This is a genomic window from Bacillus sp. GM2 (genome assembly GCF_056155945.1).
In genome coordinates this window covers 2,069,575-2,088,437 of the sequence record NZ_JBRKSZ010000007.1, presented here as the reverse complement: position 1 = coordinate 2,088,437, position 18,863 = coordinate 2,069,575, and the positions used below count along the sequence as shown (strand labels likewise).

18 protein-coding genes are annotated in these 18,863 nt (G+C 43.9%); 15 read left to right on the top strand and 3 right to left on the bottom strand.

Annotated features, from left to right (window positions below; all coding sequences use genetic code 11):
- The gene (locus tag ACVC9U_RS11585; RefSeq protein ID WP_441390934.1) at positions 1–1,428 is read right to left on the bottom strand and encodes a lipase; all 1,428 of its coding nucleotides are present in this window, start codon (positions 1,426–1,428) and stop codon (positions 1–3) included.
- A gap of 50 nt (positions 1,429–1,478) precedes the next feature.
- Between ACVC9U_RS11585 and ACVC9U_RS11580 the strand changes: the two genes are divergently transcribed.
- The 3 genes from ACVC9U_RS11580 (at position 1,479) to ACVC9U_RS11570 (ending at position 3,582) form a co-directional block, all read left to right on the top strand.
- Positions 1,479–1,820, top strand: a complete 342-nt coding sequence (locus ACVC9U_RS11580) for a DUF1433 domain-containing protein (RefSeq protein ID WP_065644023.1) — start codon at positions 1,479–1,481, stop codon at positions 1,818–1,820.
- A gap of 169 nt (positions 1,821–1,989) precedes the next feature.
- Positions 1,990–2,304 carry a MafI2 family immunity protein gene (locus tag ACVC9U_RS11575; protein WP_075753118.1) on the top strand — a complete coding sequence of 105 codons (315 nt, stop codon included), beginning with the start codon at positions 1,990–1,992 and terminating at the stop codon, positions 2,302–2,304.
- 423 nt (positions 2,305–2,727) lie between these two features.
- Positions 2,728–3,582 carry a DUF1672 family protein gene (locus tag ACVC9U_RS11570; RefSeq protein ID WP_075753116.1) on the top strand — a complete coding sequence of 285 codons (855 nt, stop codon included), beginning with the start codon at positions 2,728–2,730 and terminating at the stop codon, positions 3,580–3,582.
- 317 nt (positions 3,583–3,899) lie between these two features.
- Here ACVC9U_RS11570 and ACVC9U_RS11565 read toward each other — a convergent pair whose 3' ends face one another.
- Positions 3,900–4,088: a YkvS family protein gene (locus tag ACVC9U_RS11565; RefSeq protein ID WP_003181225.1), complete on the bottom strand. Its 189-nt coding sequence runs from the start codon at positions 4,086–4,088 to the stop codon at positions 3,900–3,902.
- 142 nt (positions 4,089–4,230) lie between these two features.
- Here ACVC9U_RS11565 and ACVC9U_RS11560 point away from each other — a divergent pair, with 142 nt between their 5' ends.
- The 6 genes from ACVC9U_RS11560 to ACVC9U_RS11535 all read left to right on the top strand — a co-directional run bounded on the left by ACVC9U_RS11560 (position 4,231) and on the right by ACVC9U_RS11535 (position 10,835).
- A complete protein-coding gene (locus ACVC9U_RS11560) occupies positions 4,231–4,449 on the top strand; it encodes a hypothetical protein (protein ID WP_223307092.1) in 219 nt (72 codons plus the stop codon).
- 229 nt (positions 4,450–4,678) lie between these two features.
- Positions 4,679–5,290: a cell wall hydrolase gene (locus ACVC9U_RS11555; protein ID WP_016885800.1), complete on the top strand. Its 612-nt coding sequence runs from the start codon at positions 4,679–4,681 to the stop codon at positions 5,288–5,290.
- A 189-nt stretch (positions 5,291–5,479) separates the two neighbouring features.
- Positions 5,480–6,820, top strand: a complete 1,341-nt coding sequence (locus tag ACVC9U_RS11550; protein ID WP_003181231.1) for a polysaccharide biosynthesis protein — start codon at positions 5,480–5,482, stop codon at positions 6,818–6,820.
- A 64-nt stretch (positions 6,821–6,884) separates the two neighbouring features.
- Positions 6,885–7,376 (top strand): endospore biogenesis thiol-disulfide oxidoreductase StoA, encoded by a 492-nt coding sequence (gene stoA, locus ACVC9U_RS11545; protein ID WP_009328600.1) that lies wholly within the window; start codon positions 6,885–6,887, stop codon positions 7,374–7,376.
- Positions 7,377–7,630: 254 nt separating this feature from the next.
- Complete coding sequence (locus ACVC9U_RS11540) at positions 7,631–9,538, top strand: heavy metal translocating P-type ATPase (protein WP_009328599.1); 1,908 nt, start codon at positions 7,631–7,633, stop codon at positions 9,536–9,538.
- Between the two features lie 202 nt (positions 9,539–9,740).
- Entirely contained in the window at positions 9,741–10,835 is a 1,095-nt protein-coding gene (locus tag ACVC9U_RS11535) for a M24 family metallopeptidase (protein ID WP_003181235.1), read from the top strand.
- A 63-nt stretch (positions 10,836–10,898) separates the two neighbouring features.
- Here the strand turns inward: ACVC9U_RS11535 and ACVC9U_RS11530 are convergent, their stop codons facing one another.
- Positions 10,899–11,033 carry a hypothetical protein gene (locus tag ACVC9U_RS11530; protein ID WP_003181237.1) on the bottom strand — a complete coding sequence of 45 codons (135 nt, stop codon included), beginning with the start codon at positions 11,031–11,033 and terminating at the stop codon, positions 10,899–10,901.
- Positions 11,034–11,524: 491 nt separating this feature from the next.
- Here ACVC9U_RS11530 and ACVC9U_RS11525 point away from each other — a divergent pair, with 491 nt between their 5' ends.
- The 6 genes from ACVC9U_RS11525 to ptsP all read left to right on the top strand — a co-directional run bounded on the left by ACVC9U_RS11525 (position 11,525) and on the right by ptsP (position 18,828).
- Entirely contained in the window at positions 11,525–12,250 is a 726-nt protein-coding gene (locus tag ACVC9U_RS11525) for an NPP1 family protein (RefSeq protein ID WP_009328598.1), read from the top strand.
- 224 nt (positions 12,251–12,474) lie between these two features.
- Entirely contained in the window at positions 12,475–13,446 is a 972-nt protein-coding gene (locus tag ACVC9U_RS11520) for a LacI family DNA-binding transcriptional regulator (RefSeq protein ID WP_441390926.1), read from the top strand.
- A 132-nt stretch (positions 13,447–13,578) separates the two neighbouring features.
- The gene (gene glcT, locus ACVC9U_RS11515; protein WP_003181243.1) at positions 13,579–14,424 is read left to right on the top strand and encodes a glucose PTS transporter transcription antiterminator GlcT; all 846 of its coding nucleotides are present in this window, start codon (positions 13,579–13,581) and stop codon (positions 14,422–14,424) included.
- Positions 14,425–14,646: 222 nt separating this feature from the next.
- Positions 14,647–16,743: a glucose-specific PTS transporter subunit IIBC gene (ptsG, locus tag ACVC9U_RS11510; RefSeq protein ID WP_441390924.1), complete on the top strand. Its 2,097-nt coding sequence runs from the start codon at positions 14,647–14,649 to the stop codon at positions 16,741–16,743.
- Between the two features lie 100 nt (positions 16,744–16,843).
- Positions 16,844–17,110, top strand: coding sequence for a phosphocarrier protein HPr (locus ACVC9U_RS11505; protein ID WP_003181247.1), 267 nt, complete (start codon positions 16,844–16,846; stop codon positions 17,108–17,110).
- The gene (gene ptsP, locus ACVC9U_RS11500) at positions 17,110–18,828 is read left to right on the top strand and encodes a phosphoenolpyruvate--protein phosphotransferase (RefSeq protein ID WP_441390921.1); all 1,719 of its coding nucleotides are present in this window, start codon (positions 17,110–17,112) and stop codon (positions 18,826–18,828) included. The genes ACVC9U_RS11505 and ptsP overlap by 1 nt, the downstream gene beginning before the upstream one ends.
- Positions 18,829–18,863: the final 35 nt, after the last annotated feature.

Below are 18,863 nucleotides of genomic sequence, written 5' to 3'. Positions count from 1 at the left end.
CTAAAGTTTAAGCCAATTTGCCAGCATTTTGTCTTTCGATTTAAAATCTTTTGCAATCTGCGTCAGGTACCCGCTGATGTCTTCTAAATCTGAAATCGTATTTTTTAATGAGGCGATGTACGCTTTTTCGGCATGAACATCGTAAAAGAGCGGATTTCCTTTTTTGTCAAACGACTGTGCCAAGTTATTCAGCGTATTGTTTACATCGTCAAGCGTCAGCTTGTCGTATAAACCGTGGCCGACTTGACGGTAGGTATCATGTTTCAGGTCGTTGATCGCAGCGTCGTGTTCCTGATAGGCGTTTTCGGCTTCCCGTTTCATCGTTCGCAAGTCGTCGATGATCGCATTTACTTTTTGCGCGAGCTGCTTGGCAACTTCGGGTGTTACTTTAATTGCGCCACTTCCGGAGGCAACTTCCGGTGGGAGCATCGCTTTTAAATTTTTGTCATAAACGAGCTCATCGCCTTCTATATTTTGAACGTTGCCGTTTTTGTCGAAAGAGAAATTATTGCTGCCGACCCAGTGTGTATCGGGATTTTGAAAGATTAGCGTATTAGCGAAATACAGAAGGTTTCTTCCGACCTGTTGGAGTTTATTGCCGTCAAGCCTTTTTTCGCGATTAGCCGTTGCGATAGAAGGATCTTTTGTGTAAATGGTAGTCCCATTGTGGCGATCAAATTCGTCCCACCAACCGGCACCGACCATATCATCCGGATTGACAATTGACTTTACATAAGGATTATAGTCTCCGTTATTAATTTCCTTTTGTTTTTCTTCTGAATGTAATTTAACAATTGATGGGCTGTTAAATGAAACAGCGTAAATATCATTGTTGACCGCGCTGTATTCCGCCTCTGCTCCTCCGAGAGAGTGTCCGGTTGTTGAAATAATCGTTGAGGTACCTTTATACTTTTGTTTGACTTCCCGCACAAGTTGATCGGCTTGATCGATTTGTGATGTTTTTGTAATTAATTTATAATCTCCGGACTCAAGCATTGCAGTTTGTTCCATCGAACCTGTATATCTCCCAAGTGTCTTAGACGTATCTTTCGCATCTTTCTTGACGACATATTGTGTTTTATCTTTCGGATCGTTTCCTAAGACGATATGATTAACGTCCGCTTGTTCTACGTCACTTAACGGATCCTTCCCTGGATCTGTTCCAGCAAAAGCTACAACGACATTTTTCGGGCTATCTGATTTTATCCACTTGCCGTTTCTCTTTTCGGCTTGTGACAGAACAACCGCATCGAGTCCGGTATCGTCGTCGTTTCGTACGCGCTCAACGTACCAACCAATCTTGTTTTCTGTTACAATTAGCGTGTTACTTTTTAATTTTTCTTTAAGCTGATCATATTTATACGCATTTCTGCTTAATGAATAATAAGTGCTATCCGACAGATTTGGAACTTTTATGTTTTTACTCATACAAAACCTCGCAAATTTAGTGTAAAATGGTCTTGAAAGGATGAATTGTTTTGAAAAAATACCTTATTATTCTAGCTTTAGTAATTATAGCAGTCGGGGGTTTTATTGTGAAGAACAACGCACAACATAATGAAGAAATTGAAGAGTTTAAAACTGCAAAAATACATATGGAAAAATTCTTGAAGGCAAATTATGAAGGAATAGATAGTGTTCAGTTCGAGGATAGATATGAAATAGATCCAATGGGTGGCGTACAGGTGTTTGGGTATTATAATAAAGATGAAAATAACAAATTTGATGGTATATACGATCCGTCTAATGATAAGATAATGAGTCATAGTGTTGATGCTGTTATGAAAAAAGAGTGTAGAGATAAAGATTGCGGATATTAAAGGATCCGCTTAACAATGAGCACCCCCTTTTTTACTTACTTCTACAACGTTCCCAAAAATTCCCGACCTTCAAACAATGAATAGCCGAAGCGATCTAGCTCAACTCAATCTGTGGGAGGAAGGGTATACTTTAGAAAAAGCTTATTATATTGAGGTGGATATTGAAAATATGGATTCGACAATGAATAATTTAATCATCAGTTGTCATTACGCTTTATTGGGGGCAATCCCATATAAATTAAGGGGACTCGCAGTAAAGTTAGAAAATGAAACGTTATACTGGAAAGGTTATTTTAACGGGGAGCCTACAGACGATGAAAAAGAAATGCTGAGCGTAGCTTGTACAGAGGTACTTGCTGACTTTCCACTCATTAAGGACTGCGAAGAAGAGTATATCAATCATAAGTTTCCGTTAAAAATGGATAAATTGCAGTTTTGGGCATTTTTAAGATGGGAAGATAACTTGCATGCGGAAATAGGATAATCTGTAAAACAACGAAATTTTGATTTATAATAATTTGTTACATAGTTATAGTGTGAAGTGTAATAAACGAAAGGTGAATCCATTTTCAGATTATATGGCTTAAGCTTTAATATGCATAGTTGGTTATCGGGAAATTACCTTCAAAATCGTCCAAGTTCATAATAATAAAAAGATATTCGTGTTGAGCAGGCGTGCATCGTTGCACGTCTATTCCTTTTGAAAAGGATTTTTACCCAGAACTAAAGAACTTAAAAAGCGAGAATGACACAAAGTTTATTAGTCCCATTGTCTCATTTTTTGTATCGAATACCAAAAATACACTTCATATGATTTATAATAAAGCGGGCCTAAGAATTAGCAAAATGGAACGGGATTCAATAAAAACGTATAAGGTCATTGCAGTATGAACTGGAGGATACATTTTTGAAATATAAAAAAGCAGCAGCACTTGGAATTGGTTTACTTTTATTTATAGGCGGATGTCAGAACAGAGAGGATTCTGAAATTAGCGTCCAAGATTACAAAGGACAAGACTTTCATATTCATAGTAAGGGTTATCAGAAAGAAACCGCTGAGATTGCAGAAGCGCATCGAGATGAAGTTGAAAAAACGGTAAAAGATTATTTCTTGGACCAATATAGAACGAAGGTAAAAATCCATAACATTGTCGGAGGGCACGGATTTGTTACTGTGTATGCCGAATCAGTCGGAAACTTGCATTTCTACACAAACGCAAAAATTAAAATTGATTTGGACAAGAAAAAGGTGCAGACTGACGCGATCAGCTCATCGGAGTTGGACGTGAAAGACTCGATTACAAGCGCGATATACGCATTGGCTTTTGAAGACGAATTTGCCGCGCTAGATTACTATTTAGAGAAGTTGACAGAAGAAGAGCCGGTTGTAGGTAAAACGCAGGCAGCCGTTGATAACACAAGCGGTAAGGGATATCAGACGCCTTATTATGCTGTTTCTTTAAATGCTGATTGGAAGGATGAACTTTATTCAGCCTATTTAGAAAACCCGAAAAGAAGCAAACAAGACTGGCAAGAGAAATTAGAGGATGAAGAAATCACCCCAAAATCATGTGATATCAACATACAGTTATATATGAAAAAAGCACATACAAGGCCAAGCGAACGCATTTATAATCAAGTGGTGCAGGATATTGAAGACATGGAAGAGCTGGCCCCGGGGACTTACAGCATTTACTTGAATGACAATAGAATCGATAAAAACTTAGGATATAATCCAAGAAAAAGCACGCTTGGACGATAATGTTTTCCTATACTGATAATGAGATTGAAAATGTACTGATACGGGTCGGAAAGATAAAGTCATCTATTTTAAAATAATGTTTAAGGAGCCGGGAAGCGGTCGGTATTTCATTTCATTCCGCACGGCCGCCGGCTTTTTCAGCTGTCTAGTTAAAAGTAAGTCGATTACGGCGATTTGCGCAAACTTCTTCGGAACGATGTGGGAACAGAGGAAAAAACCGCCGGAGCCGGGTGGCAGGCGGTTTTTCCTTTTGTAGAAAAACTTGTGGAAATAAAGCTGCGTGGAAATCGTGAAAATTAGCTGTGAAGGGCGGCTGATTAATGCAGGGAGTCTTTAATAATTTTATAGTTTTTATGATTGACGACGGTTAAGGAGTCCAGTTCCAAGTCTCTGTAGTTTTCCATAATCGTGACATCGACGATCACAGAGTTTTCGTTTACTTTTTCTACGATTCCGGTGAGTCCGTTTTTAAATTCGATGACGTTCCCGACTTTTGCAATTTTCAAGTGACTTCCTCTCCTTTAAAGTAAATTAACCTATTGAAAGTATTTTGCAATATTTTCTTGGAGAAGTAAAGCGATTTGGGAAGCGGCATCACTATTGTTGTACCCGGTGTGACTTAATGATATAGTTAATTAGTTAAAGATGATGAGAGAAAAGGGGAGAGAAAAGTTGACAGAGCAAAATGCCATCGATCAGATCGAGCAATTAAGGTCAGGGAGCATTCATGAGCTCCGTGTGAAAAAAGAGGATTTTCTTTCTTTCAGAGCCATCTTAACAAAGCAGGAAGATTTTAAGCATTTTCGCGGCATTGCCCAGCATGGCGGAGATATTATATTTCAATATATGAAAGAGGCAAGAAGCTGAAAAAAGCTTTCTCAGACAGGCTGAGAAAGCTTTTTTTATTTGTGTGAAGCCATATGTTTCTGGAGATTTTGGTGTTTTTTGCATGAAATCCGCCGGCTGTCTGCAATAATGTGACAGCCGAACGGTTTGATGGAAGTCATGCCAACATTTTGGCAATGAAATCGGCGAATCGTCTTGTTACTGTAAAACATATGTTTTTTTCGATGAAGATTTGACAAGGAGGAAGGAAATGAAATCGAAATTTGCTGCTCTAGCTGCGTTTTTAATCTGCATGCTGCCGGCGGCAAGAATCGAGCATGCTCAAGCTGTCATGTTGTTCTCGAAAAAAGATAAACAGGAAATGGAACGGCTGATGGAAAGCCTTAAACAAGAAGAAAATCCTGCTTTTTCCCAATTGACAGATGAGAAAAGCTTCATTGAAGCCGCGCATCTGTCAGCTGAAGAGGAGGAGGAAATAGAAGAAGCTGAAGAAGAGACGACTGATCTTACACATAAAGAAAAAGATCTTTTATCAAGGCTTGTACACGCCGAAGCGAAAGGCGAGTCATTTGAAGGAAAAGTGGCTGTCGCCAATGTCGTCCTGAATCGGGTGAAAGACAGCCGATTTCCTGACAGCGTAAAAAGCGTGATCTATCAAAGAAACGCTTTTGAGCCCGTTCTAAACGGCAGCATCGAGAAAAAAGCAGACCGCGAATCAGTGGAAGCTGTGGAAGAAGCGGTAGATCAAAATAAAAAAGAAACAGACGCTTTATTTTTCTATAATCCCGACATCGCTTCTGATGACTGGATTAAAACGAGAAAAGTCGTGAAGCGCATCGGCAATCATGTCTTTGCGATCTAGAAAGCAGTCAGGGCCATTCGCCTTGGCTGCTTTTTTTGTGCGATTCTTTCTTACGCATTATCATCTTTCACAGCCCAAGAAAAAATTTATTTTTGATACTTTATGAAAATCAATTTTCAATTAAAAAGAAAATAATTTTTAGACTTGTCTCATATGATGGGATAAACCCGTGAGACAAGGAGAGACCTCATGAACCGTTTTGTAAAAGGAATCGTTCTTCTTTCGCTAGCTGCTTTTTTTGCAGAATGTCTTGAATTCGTCATCAACATGATTCTTGCACGGGAGCTTGGCGAGCATGGCATGGGGCTCTACATGAGTGTTTTGCCTTCCATTTTTTTAGTCGTGGTGATTGCGAGCCTTGAGCTGCCCGTATCAATATCGAAGTTTATCGCCGAGTCCAACCCGAAGCTGCACGAAAGCATGCTGAAACATGCATTGCGGATGACTGCGGTCTGCACGGTTTTCTCCACGGCAGCCGCAGTGATCATTCTTCCATTTATTCCGGTTTTTGATTCTTACCACCCTCTAATCAGAGGACTTGTGATCGGGATGATTCCTACGGTTGCATTCACATCGATCGCGAGAGGCTACTTCATGGGCGTTCAGCAAATGGGTAAAATCGCAACGGCGAATGCCTTGAAAAAAATCTTTCAGCTCATCGGCTTGTTTTTATTTTTTCAATGGTATTCCTTTGAATTGGATACTTCTCTTCTCATTTCATTGTTTGTCCTCGTTGCAAGTGAAGTGGTCGTGTTTGTTTATTTGTTTTCGCAGTTTGTTTTGGTCAGGCGTGCCGCTCAAAAAGGGCAGCAGATCCACTTGCGGAGAAACGATGTTTTAAAACGCCTGCTCACTGTTTCGATCCCGACGACGGGGCTGCGCGTGTTTCATGCTGTGACAAATGCCGTCGAACCTTTTTTGGTGAAGGGGACGCTGCTTGCCGCTGGCGTATCAAGAACATCGGCCATCGACCAGTTCGGCATGCTTTCGGGAGTTGCGATGACAATCGGCTTTTTTCCGGCTTTTATCGCCCATTCACTGATGGTCGTCATGATCCCGAGCATTTCTGAAAGCTACGCTTACGGGCAATACGAAAGAGTGATCAAACGGATTAAACAGGCGATCTTTATTACGCTGTTTTACGGCATACCGTCCGTCATGGTGATGTATCACTTTGCAGAGCCGCTGACCCATTTATTTTTCGATTCGGTCAAGGCGTCGTTTTACCTTAAAATGTTGTGGCCGTATTTTTTATTCCACTTTTTTGCGATGCCTTTTCAGGCCTGTTTAATCGGAATGGGGTTGGCCAAAGATGCTTTTTATCATAACGTTTGGGCCAGTGTCTTATCGTTTTTGATGATGTATGTTCTCGGGTCCATGCAGACTTTGCAGATGACGGGGATCATTCTTGCGATGAATACCGGTATGATTTTGCTGACGGCGCTGCATTATGTGACGATTTGCAAGGAGCTGGGCGTCACGCTTTTTTTGACAAACAAATCCCGATCTCCGAGAATTGAAAGCCGCTGATGGATCCTCTTCATAGTTTTAGCTTTTGCGGGGAAGCTAATATTAAAAAAGAAGGGGAGTTCCCATGCGAAGAATCAGTCTCATTTACCCGCTCATCCTGCTGTTTTTTACCGGGTTATTCGTATTTCAGCCGCAGGCATCTGCAAAACAAGCTTCGCCGGCAGTCATGCAGATGAACACGGTCGAAGGTCAGCGCGTCGTCATTCCCGCCGAAGGCCAGAAGACGATCGTTCATTTTTGGACGACCTGGTGCCCGCCATGCCGTGAAGAGCTTCCGCGATTCCAATCCTACTATGAAAGCAAGCAATCCGGCGTCAAGCTCGTGACCGTTAATTTACTGAATGCCGAAAAGAACGAACAGAAGGTAAAACAGTTTATTAAAGCAAACAAGCTGACATTTCCGATCGTTTTTGACAAAAAGGGTGAGATGATGAAAGCATATAAAGTCATGACAATTCCTACGACTTTTTTCTTTAATGAAAAAGGAGAGCTGGAGAAAACGTTTGTCGGCCCCATTACTGTAGAACAGATGAAGGAATGGGCAGGGAAAAGCTGAGCCGGGAGTTCAGCTTTTTTTAAAATGTAAATGATAATTAATATCATAAAGAAATTATAATAATTATTATTTGAAAACGTAGGATGTCGTGCTATAATGAGAAATAGAAAAGGGTGTGTCCAATGGACAAGTAGCAGTCATACCCTTTATATAAATAAAATACTTAATGTTTATGCTGCCGATGAGGCGGCAATTTGTTTTTTAAGAAGGAAATTGACGATGAATTACATTCTCAATTAGGGAGGATATTGGAGATGCAATTAGAGATCGGGAAGCAATCGCAGCAAAACCGTCACACGTTGCAATTTGAAAATTGGAGGCAGCACGGGGAATTGATAGCTGCGCTTTTGTCGGGTTTGTTGATTCTTGCAGGCTGGCTGTTGTCCGGCAATGAAACATTGTCCGTTGTTCTGTTTATTTTAGCTTTTTGTATCGGCGGCTTTGCTAAAGCGAAAGAAGGTATACAAGAAACGCTGTCGGAAAAAACGCTGAATGTTGAACTCTTGATGATTTTTGCGGCGGTCGGGTCTGCGCTGATCGGCTACTGGGCTGAAGGGGCCGTGTTAATTTTTATCTTTTCTCTCAGCGGAGCGCTTGAAACGTATACATTAAATAAAAGCAAACGCGATTTGACTTCACTGATGAAATTGGAGCCGGAGGAAGCCGTTTTGCTTGAAAAAGAAGGAACAAGAACCGTGGCGGCAGCCGATCTTCAGGCGGGCGACCTCATTCTTGTGAAGCCTGGAGAACGCATTGCGGCAGACGGAGAAATCGAAACCGGAAAAACGAGTATCGACGAATCGGCTCTAACGGGCGAATCCATCCCAGCCGAAAAAACACTCGGAGACGCGGTTTTTGCGGGTACGGTCAATTTGAGCGGATCGCTCACGGTCCGTGTCACAAAGGCAAATGAAGATTCGTTGTTCAAAAAGATCATTCGGCTCGTTGAGTCTGCGCAAAACAGCGTTTCACCGTCGCAGGCGTTCATTGAGCGATTTGAAAATATTTACGTTAAAGGGGTTTTGCTTGCTGTCGGACTGCTGCTCTTTCTGCCGCATTTTTTGCTTGGCTGGAGCTGGAGCGAGACATTTTACAGAGCGATGGTGTTCATGGTCGTCGCTTCGCCGTGCGCCCTTGTCGCTTCAATCATGCCTGCCGCGCTGTCGCTGATATCAAATGGCGCAAGAAACGGCCTGCTTGTCAAAGGCAGCGTCTTTCTTGAAAAGCTTGGCAACAGCAAAATCGTTGCATTGGATAAAACGGGAACGATTACGAACGGAAAGCCCGGCGTGGAGGATATGCTTTTAGCTGCAGATATCGAGGAGCGCGAATGCTTGGAGGCTGCTGCTGCGATTGAGAAGCAGTCAGGCCATCCGCTTGCCAAAGCGATTGTCGAGTATGCAGAAGCAAAAGGCATCAAGCCGGCCGCGAATGTGTCGATTGAGGAGACGTCAGGGTTTGGCGTTCAGGCTCGATACAATGGAGAGACATGGCTGATCGGCAAAGCCGGATTTGTCGGGGAAGAGGCAGCCGGGCAATTTCTCACGGCGGCTGTTCAGGAGCTTGCCAAGCAGGGAAAAACAATTGTGTTCATGAAAAAAGGCGAAAAAATCGCGGGGTGTTTTGCATTAAAAGACCAAATCAGACCGGAAGCAAAAGCGGTGGTCGAAGAGCTGAACGCGCTTGGCGTTCAGACGGCGATGCTGACAGGGGACCAGCCTGAAACCGCAGCGGCCATCGCACGAGAAGCGGGCTTGAAAATCGTCGTTTCAGAATGCCTTCCTGACAGAAAAGTAGAGGAAGCGAAAAAGCTGAAAAAAACATACGGAACAATCGTTATGGTGGGAGACGGAATCAATGATGCACCGGCCCTAGCCGCCGCTGATGTGGGGATCGCAATGGGGGGAGGAACAGATGTCGCACTGGAAACGGCTGACGTCGTTTTAATGAAAAACGAATTGACAGGACTGACCAAAATGATTCGGCTCTCCCGGAAAATGAATACGATCATTAAACAAAACGTCATTTTCTCGCTTGCTGTGATCTGTCTTTTAATCTGCAGCAACTTTCTTCAAATTCTTGATCTGCCGCTCGGTGTCATCGGGCATGAAGGCAGCACGCTGCTTGTGATTTTAAACGGTCTCAGACTGCTGAAATCCTAAGCAAAGAAACGGCTGCATGCTAACGGCAGCCGTTTTTCACATCAGAGGGCAGTTTGAGGAAGAGGCGGCAATAATAGAAGCGGGCGGCACCCCCACAATACATAAGCGGTGAGCAAGAGACGGGAAAAACTGATACAATGGATATGATGCTTTTACATTTTACATGTATGGTACGGAAACTGTCTCAAGGAGTGAACAGAGCATGGAAAGAATTGAACAAATCTCTTCCTGGCTGAAAGAAAAAAACATATCTTCGGCTTTTATTCATTCAAAAGAAAACGTATTTTATCTTACCGGCTTTTATACAGAACCGCATGAACGGCTGATGGGCGTTTTTATTTTTCAAGATGAAGAGCCGTTTTTTGTTTGTCCGCAAATGGAGGCCGGTCAGGCGAGAGCAGCCGGCTGGGCGTATGAGATCATCGGATACGGGGATCATCAAAACCCTTGGGAACTCATATCCTCAGCGCTTCAAAAGCGAAACGGCCAATGTTTAAAAGTGGCGGTTGAAAAAGAAACGCTTGCTCTTTCGCGCGCCGAAATGCTGCAGGCGGTCACAAACGGTGCGGAGCTTGTCTCTGCAGAAGAAAGGCTGAACCAAATCCGCGTCATCAAAGACGAAAAAGAAATCAGCATCCTCCGCGAAGCGGCCAAGCTTGCCGATTACGGGGTCGAAGCAGGAGCCGCCGCATTAAAAGAGGGGATAGCGGAAATCGATGTCGTCGCTAAAATCGAGTATGAGCTGAAGAAAAAAGGAGTCCAGGGGATGTCGTTTTCCACAATGGTCCTTTTTGGAGAAAAATCGGGACAGCCGCACGGAAACCCCGGCAGCCGGACGCTCAAGCCGGGCGATTTCGTCCTCTTTGATTTAGGTGTAATCATTGACGGATACTGCTCTGATATTACAAGGACGCTCGTGTATCAAAATGTGAGCGAAAAACAAAAAGAAATATATAATACGGTGCTTCAAGCCGAAACGGAGGCGCTTAAGATGAGCAAACCCGGTGTGAGAATCGGCGATCTTGATTTAAAAGCGCGCGGCATCATCGAAAAAGCGGGCTACGGCGATTACTTTCCGCACCGCCTAGGGCACGGGCTCGGGATTTCGCCTCATGAATACCCGTCCATGAGCCATAACAATGACGAACTTTTGAAACAAGGCATGGTATACACGATTGAACCCGGCATCTATGTGCCGGAAATCGGAGGCGTTCGCATCGAGGATGATGTACTTGTTACAGCCGATGGAGCAGAAGCGCTGACAAAGTATCCAAAAGAGCTGACTGTCATTTCATAAAAAATGGAACCCGCCGTGCGCGGGTTCTATTTTATTACGGAAGTGAATCTTTTCATCTCACCGTCAATCCTTTGAAATGAAGAAATCGTCAAAGGAACGGAATGGTTTGATTTCGTGTTTTTCTTTGAGGGGTTTCATCGCTGCTTTTGAAGACAGCACGATAACGATACATAATAGGATCAGAATGAAGATGCCCATTTTCCTTCTCCTTTCTGGAATGTAAACGTGTTCAGCACCGGTGCTGTCTTCATTCTAAATTATGAAACGCTTTCCATATCAAGCCCTAAATCAATAAAAGAAACTTCTGATGCCAAAGGGTTCTGGAATATTTTGACCATCGCTTGAGTTTATTGGGGCTGCATGCTGCCAAAAAAGTCCTGTGATGATCGTTTGATGAATGAATCTATGACGCCTTTTTGCTTTTGTTTTGGTGATTTAGTTTGATCAAAAGATAATCGGATTGCATCATTATTCTCATGTGAAAAATTTGTATACTTAGCTCAGAAGAAAGGGGGGATTACACGGGAAAAACACTGATAAATTACTGTTTTAGACAAAATCTTTTCATCTCGCATCCAGATATTTCAGTCTCCGCAACGATTGCGGAATCACCCATAAAACAAATAAGCATTAAGGATTTTTCTAATGATTTGAAGCCATCCATTACCTCTGAAAGGAAGCTAGAAAGAGTGAAAAAATTAGGGTTTGTACTGTTTATGTCGATGTTTGCTTTTGTCAGTGTAGTACCGGCAGCTGAGGCGAAAGTCATTGATCATGACAAAGTGCAAGGCTTCAGCGAAGTGACCCCTGTGACGGTTTCCCAAAAAGCGGCCAAACGTTTTCAGCCTTATTTGAAGGTTGCGAGCGGCTGCGTGCCTTTTCCGGCAGTTGACGCACAAGGCAACACAAGCGGAGGTCTGGAGCCTACCGGAGCGCCCGAAGGCCACTGCAGCAAAAGCGTGGGACAAGTGTACTCACGATCCGCATGGTATAATGGAGTTTGGGCGATTATGTATGCATGGTATTTTCCTAAAGATTCACCTCTGCCTTTAAAAGCATTCGGCCATCGACATGATTGGGAAGGTATCGTCGTATGGATCGACAATCCGGCAAATCAAAATCCAAAAGTGCTTTCCATCGCTTATTCTCAACACGGTAAATTTCAAAAAACAGCGCCAAACAACAATATTATGGAAGGCGATCATCCGAAGATCCGCTATGATGCTCCTCAACCGCCGATCAACCACAGCCTATATGTGGACAGTGCAAAGGGCGGCACCCAGCCTCTCATCGGGTGGGAAGATTTGACGCCTGCCGCAAGAAACGCATTGAACACAACGGATTTCGGAAGCGCAAACGTTCCTTTCAATGATCACAATTTCACGAATAACCTAGGAAAAGCATGGTTTAGATAAAAAATATTTCGAGTATCCGGCTGATTGTGAAATATTTTCATATCAGCCGATTTTTTTCGCCGCCTTGTACCTCCTCCGAAATCTTCTTCGCTGTTTTCTTCATATCAATAGAATCCCGAAAAAATGGCCAAAAGGATCAAAATCTATGGCTCAAAGCGATATAATTTCTTTATGATGAAATGATCCGGATGTGCGAAAAGATTTGAATGAAAGAAGGGAAACGAATGGCAAATATCAGGGAAATAGCTGAAGCGGCAGGGGTTTCCATCACGACTGTTTCGAGGGTTCTCAACGGCCACCCGTATGTCAAAGAAGAAAAGCGTCAAAAAGTTCTTGAGACGATTGAACGCCTCGAATATGCAAGGAATATGCATGCCGTTCATTTATCCAAAGGCTTTTCCAACATGATAGGCGTTGTGCTGCCGACCATCAGCCTTCCTTATTTCGGCGAGCTGCTGGAAGGAATCGCTGAAGAAGCTGCGAAGGAAGGCGTTCACTTTTCGCTTTACCAAACAAATTATCAATTGGAAAAAGAAATTTTTGCATTGGAGCAGCTGAAACAAAGACAGGTGGACGGCCTGATTTTCTGTTCAAAAGCGATGTCCGATGAAGCGCTTTTGGACTGGCGTGAAACCGGCCCGTTCATCCTGTGCCAGGACTCAGGCGAGCAGCACTTTGCAACGGTCAGCATTCCGCATAAAGAAGCATTCAGACTTGGATTGGATTTTTTAATTGAAAAAGGGCACACAAAAATCGCGATTAGTTTGGCAAGGAAAAACGGCATGAACAGCCATTTTCGCCTCAAGGCATACAAGGAAGCTTTGGCCGCGATCGGGGAGCCTTACCGGGAAGAGTGGGTATTTGAGCGGTCGCTGACAATTACCGACGGGCAAAAACTGTTCTCCGAATGGAAAGGGATGGAGGAGAAGCCGACGGCTGTTTTTGTCGCAAACGACCAAGTATCAGCCGGTATTTTTCTTGAAGCGCAGCGGCATCAAGTGGATATTCCCGGAAGCCTCGCTATTTTAAGCTGTGACAACCAGCCGATCAGCGAAGTGCTCGGCATTTCAACAATTGAAATCAATATAAAGGAAATGGGGAAGCGCGCGTTTCGCCTTCTGCAAAAAAGAATCGGCGGCGCCGGGCCGGAAAAACTGACTGTTCCTTACAAGCTGATCAAAAGGGCGACTGTGTAATCAAAACATCAATCTTTTTCCAGACAGTGATCAAAATTCGACATTTTTCATCAAAAACGTCAAAATAAATTGACGCGCTTTCATGAGTTTTGTACGATATGAGAGATTGATGACAAAAAGGAGCTGAGGATCGTGAACAGATCCTTTACCGTTGAAAAGGTACTCAACAACAACGTTTTAATCGCTCTCCATGATGATTACAGAGAAGTTGTCTTGATTGGCAAAGGAATCGGTTTTGGTAAAAAGCGCGGAGATCTTATCGAACATGAGAACTACGAAAAAATGTTTATCCTGGAAAATGATAAGGAACAATCGCAGTATAAGAAGCTCCTCACTTATGTCGATGAAAAAATGGTTGATATCGCCAATGATGTCATCTACCATATCGCGCAAAAAATCGGCCAGCCGCTGAACGAACACATTCATGTCGCCCTGACGGACCATATCGCATTTGCAGTTAAGCGTCTAGAAAAGGGATTTGATATGAAAAATCCGTTTTTGCTTGAGACGGAATCGCTTTATCCGAAGGAATACGAAGTCGCCAAGGAAGCCGTCGATATGATTAATGAAAAATCCGACATTCAGCTGCCTGAAGGTGAAATCGGGTTCATCGCGCTTCATATCCACAGTGCGATGACAAACCGCCCGCTTTCTGAAGTCAATCAGCATTCACAACTGATCTCCAGGCTTGTCCAGGTCATCGAAGATTCATTCCAGATGCAAGTCAACAGGGAAAGCGTGAACTATTTGCGGCTGATCAGGCACTTGCGCTTTACGATTGACAGGATAAAACGGGACGAGCCGATTCAGGAACCGGAAAAATTAATGTTGTTGTTGAAAACGGAATATCCGCTGTGTTACAATACTGCTTGGAAGATGATCAAGATCTTGCAGCAAGCGCTCAAGAAACCGGTTCATGAGGCAGAAGCCGTTTATTTGACATTGCATTTGTACCGTTTGACTAATAAAATTTCATAACGCCTTTATAACGTGTTACTGATTCGATCAGGCATGAGTGAAAAAAGGGGAGAAATGAAGACGCTGTCTTTTGTTTCTTAGTGTACCCGCTTTCACCATGCCTTTTTTGTCGTTCTAAAGGCGAAATGTAAACGGTTTATTTAGATGAAAAAGCAGTCTTTTGAACGAAGTTGTCATGAATTTTTGCTGTAAGGTCAAACTATTCTTAGAGGGGGTTAAAAAATGTTTAAATCGCTATTTGGCGTTCTGCAAAAAATTGGACGAGCGCTGATGCTTCCTGTTGCGATCCTGCCGGCTGCAGGGATTCTGCTCGCGCTTGGTAATGCCATGCAAAATCCGCAGATGACAAAAGTCGCACCATTCTTAACGAACAGCACCGTTCAGCTTGTTGCGAAAGTGATGGAAAGTTCAGGTGACGTTGTGTTCACCAACTTGGCGCTCCTTTTCGCTGTCGGGGTTGCCATCGGTTTGGCTAACGGCGACGGCGTTGCCGGAATCGCTGCTATTATCGGATATCTTGTTATGAATGTCACGATGAGTGCAGTGCTCCTTCAAAACGGTTCAATTCCAAGCGATGCAGTTGAAAGAGCACAGTTCTTTACTCAAAACCATCCGGAATACACGACAATGCTCGGGATACCGACATTGGCAACGGGAGTATTCGGGGGTATTATTGTCGGTGTCCTGGCCGCAGCCATGTACAATCGATTCTACACAATCGAGCTTCCGCAATATTTAGGATTCTTTGCCGGAAAGCGCTTTGTTCCGATTATTACATCTATTTGTGCATTGCTGCTGGGACTTGTTATGCTGTTTATCTGGCCGCCAATTCAAGGCGCACTGAACAGCTTTTCAACGAACCTGCTTGCAGCCAATGAAGCGGTCGCAGCTCTCATCTTCGGAATGATTGAGCGGGCTCTGATTCCGTTCGGTCTGCACCATATTTTCTACTCGCCGTTCTGGTATGAGTTCTTCAGCTATACGAACCAGGCGGGAGAAATTGTCCGCGGTGACCAAAGAATTTTCATGGCGCAAATCAAAGACGGCGTCGAATTGACAGCGGGTACATTTATGACCGGTAAGTATCCGTTCATGATGTTCGGTCTTCCTGCGGCAGCGCTTGCCATTTATCATGAAGCAAAACCGCAGAACAAAAAGCTTGTTGCCGGTATTATGGGGTCAGCAGCCTTAACATCATTCTTAACAGGGATCACTGAGCCGATCGAATTCTCATTCCTGTTCGTCGCACCGATTCTGTTTGCGATTCACTGTGTGTTTGCCGGCCTGTCATTCATGATGATGGACATCTTGAATGTTAAGATCGGGATGACGTTCTCCGGCGGTTTGATCGACTACTTCCTGTTCGGAATTCTGCCGAACCGTACAGCTTGGTGGCTTGTCATTCCTGTCGGTTTAGTCCTGGCTGTCATCTACTACTTCGGATTCAGATTTGCCATCCGCAAGTTCAACTTGAAAACGCCTGGACGCGAAGATGCAGCTGCAGAACCCGCTGATGAAGGCAAAGAAGCAGCAGGAGATCTTCCTTATCAAATTCTTGAAGCGATGGGTGACCAGGAAAATATCAAGCACCTTGACGCTTGTATCACAAGACTTCGCGTAACAGTCAACGATCAGAAGAAAGTTGACAAAGAGCGCTTGAAAAAACTCGGCGCTTCCGGCGTGCTGGAAGTCGGCAATAACATCCAAGCGATATTCGGACCAAGATCCGACAATTTAAAATCACAAATGCAAGACATTATGTCAGGCCGGACGCCTCGTCCTGAAAAAGCGCCGAACGCTGCCGAGGAAGTGGAGCAGCAAATCGAAGAAGCTATGGTTGAGCCTCTTCAAAACGAATCAGGTGAAGAAGTATTCGTTTCACCGCTTGCGGGTGAACTTCATCCGATTGCAGATGTTCCGGACCAAGTATTCTCCGGAAAAATGATGGGTGACGGATTTGCGATTCTTCCTGCAGAAGGCACAGTTGTGTCACCTGTAAGAGGGAAAGTGCTGAACGTGTTCCCGACAAAGCATGCGATCGGTCTGCAGTCTGACGGCGGCAGAGAAATTCTGATCCACTTTGGAATCGACACAGTCAGTCTGAAAGGAGAAGGCTTCACTTCATTTGTTTCTGAAGGTGACAGGGTTGAGCCTGGCCAGAAACTGCTTGAAGTCGACATTGAAAAAGTGAAGGACAATGTACCTTCCCTGATGACGCCGATCGTGTTCACGAACCTTCAAGAAGGAGAAAGCGTGAGCTTGCAGGCAGAAGGCAATGTCAGCCTGACACAGGACGATATCGTCCGCGTTGAAAAATAAATTCACAAAATGGCCGTACTTGTCAGATGACATGTACGGCTGTATGATATAATATTGTGAATGTACTCAAAGCTTTAAATTAAAAGGAGATTGATAAAAAATGGCACAAAAAACGTTTAAAGTAACTGCAGATTCTGGAATCCACGCTCGTCCAGCGACTGTTCTTGTACAAACAGCAAGCAAATATGATGCAGATATTAATTTGGAATATAACGGAAAAACAGTAAACCTTAAATCTATTATGGGCGTTATGTCACTAGGTATTGCCAAAGGTGCTGAAATCACGATTTCTGCTTCCGGCGCTGATGAAAATGATGCTCTTTCCGCACTTGAAGAAACAATGAAAAGCGAAGGTTTAGGCGAATAATGCTTGAATTAAAAGGAATAGGCGCTTCAGCCGGTATTGCGATTGCAAAAGCATATCGGCTTGAGGAGCCTGATCTAACGGTTGAAAAGAAAAACATCTCTGATTCTGATGCGGAAGTAAATCGTTTTGAAGACGCCATCGAGCGTTCTAAGAAAGAGCTTGAAACCATTAAAAACCATGCTTTGAAAGAGCTTGGCGAAGATAAAGCGGAAATCTTTTCTGCACATTTGTTAGTATTAAGCGATCCTGAACTGTTAAACCCGATTAAAGACAAAATCAAATCTGATTCTGTCAATGCGGAATTCGCTTTAAAAGAAACGGCCGACATGTTCGTCACCATGTTCGAGTCGATGGACAATGAATATATGAAAGAACGCGCCGCGGACATCCGCGATGTCACCAAGCGTGTCACAGGGCATCTTCTCGGCGTTGAGATTCCGAATCCGAGCCTGATTTCCGAAGAAGTCATCATCGTGGCCGAAGACTTGACACCGTCTGATACAGCGCAATTAAACCGCAACTTTGTAAAAGGGTTTACAACAGATATCGGCGGACGGACGTCCCACTCTGCCATCATGGCGCGCTCGCTTGAAATTCCGGCCGTTGTCGGCACAAAAGCGGCAACGAAAGGCATCCAAAACGGCGTAACAGTTATCGTTGACGGCATCAATGGCGATGTCATCGTTGATCCTTCCCAGGAAACAATCAGCGAATACGAAGAAAAGCATCAAGCCTTCCTGGCGCAAAAAGCCGAATGGGCAAAGCTTGTCAACGAACCGACTGTAACGAGCGACGGCCATCACGTGGAACTTGCCGCTAATATCGGTACACCTGATGATGTAAAAGGCGTTTTGGAAAATGGAGGAGAAGCAGTCGGCCTTTACCGAACTGAGTTCCTTTACATGGGCAGAGACCAGCTTCCGACAGAAGAGGAGCAATTTGATGCCTATAAAACCGTTCTTGAGCGTATGGAAGGCAAATCCGTTGTCGTTCGTACTCTTGATATCGGCGGAGACAAAGAGCTTCCATATTTAGAACTGCCAAAAGAAATGAATCCTTTCTTAGGATACAGAGCGATCCGTCTTTGCCTTGATGAGCAAGAGATTTTCAGAACGCAGCTTCGTGCGCTGCTTCGGGCAAGTACATATGGAAACTTAAAAATTATGTTCCCTATGATCGCGACTGTAAACGAATTTAAAGCAGCGAAAGCGATTCTTTTAGAAGAAAAAGAAAAGCTGAAAGCTGAAGGCCAACAAGTTTCCGACGACATTGAAGTCGGTATGATGGTTGAAATCCCTTCAACAGCGGTCATCGCTGATCAATTTGCTAAAGAAGTCGATTTCTTCAGCATCGGAACGAATGACCTGATTCAATACACGATGGCTGCTGACCGGATGAATGAGCGGGTATCTTATCTTTACCAGCCGTACAATCCTGCGATTCTCCGCCTGATCACGCTTGTCATTGAAGCGGCTCATAAAGAAGGAAAATGGGTCGGCATGTGCGGCGAAATGGCGGGAGATGAAATTGCGATCCCGATCCTGCTGGGTCTTGGATTGGACGAGTTCTCAATGAGTGCGACGTCAATCCTGCCGGCAAGAACGCAAATCAGCAAGCTTTCTAAAAAAGAGACAGAATCGTTCAAAGAGCAAATTCTGTCTATGAGCACAACAGAAGAGGTTGTACAATTCGTAAAAGAAACCTTCAATATGGCATAAGCGATTGAAAATCCGGACCGGCATAACCAATGCCC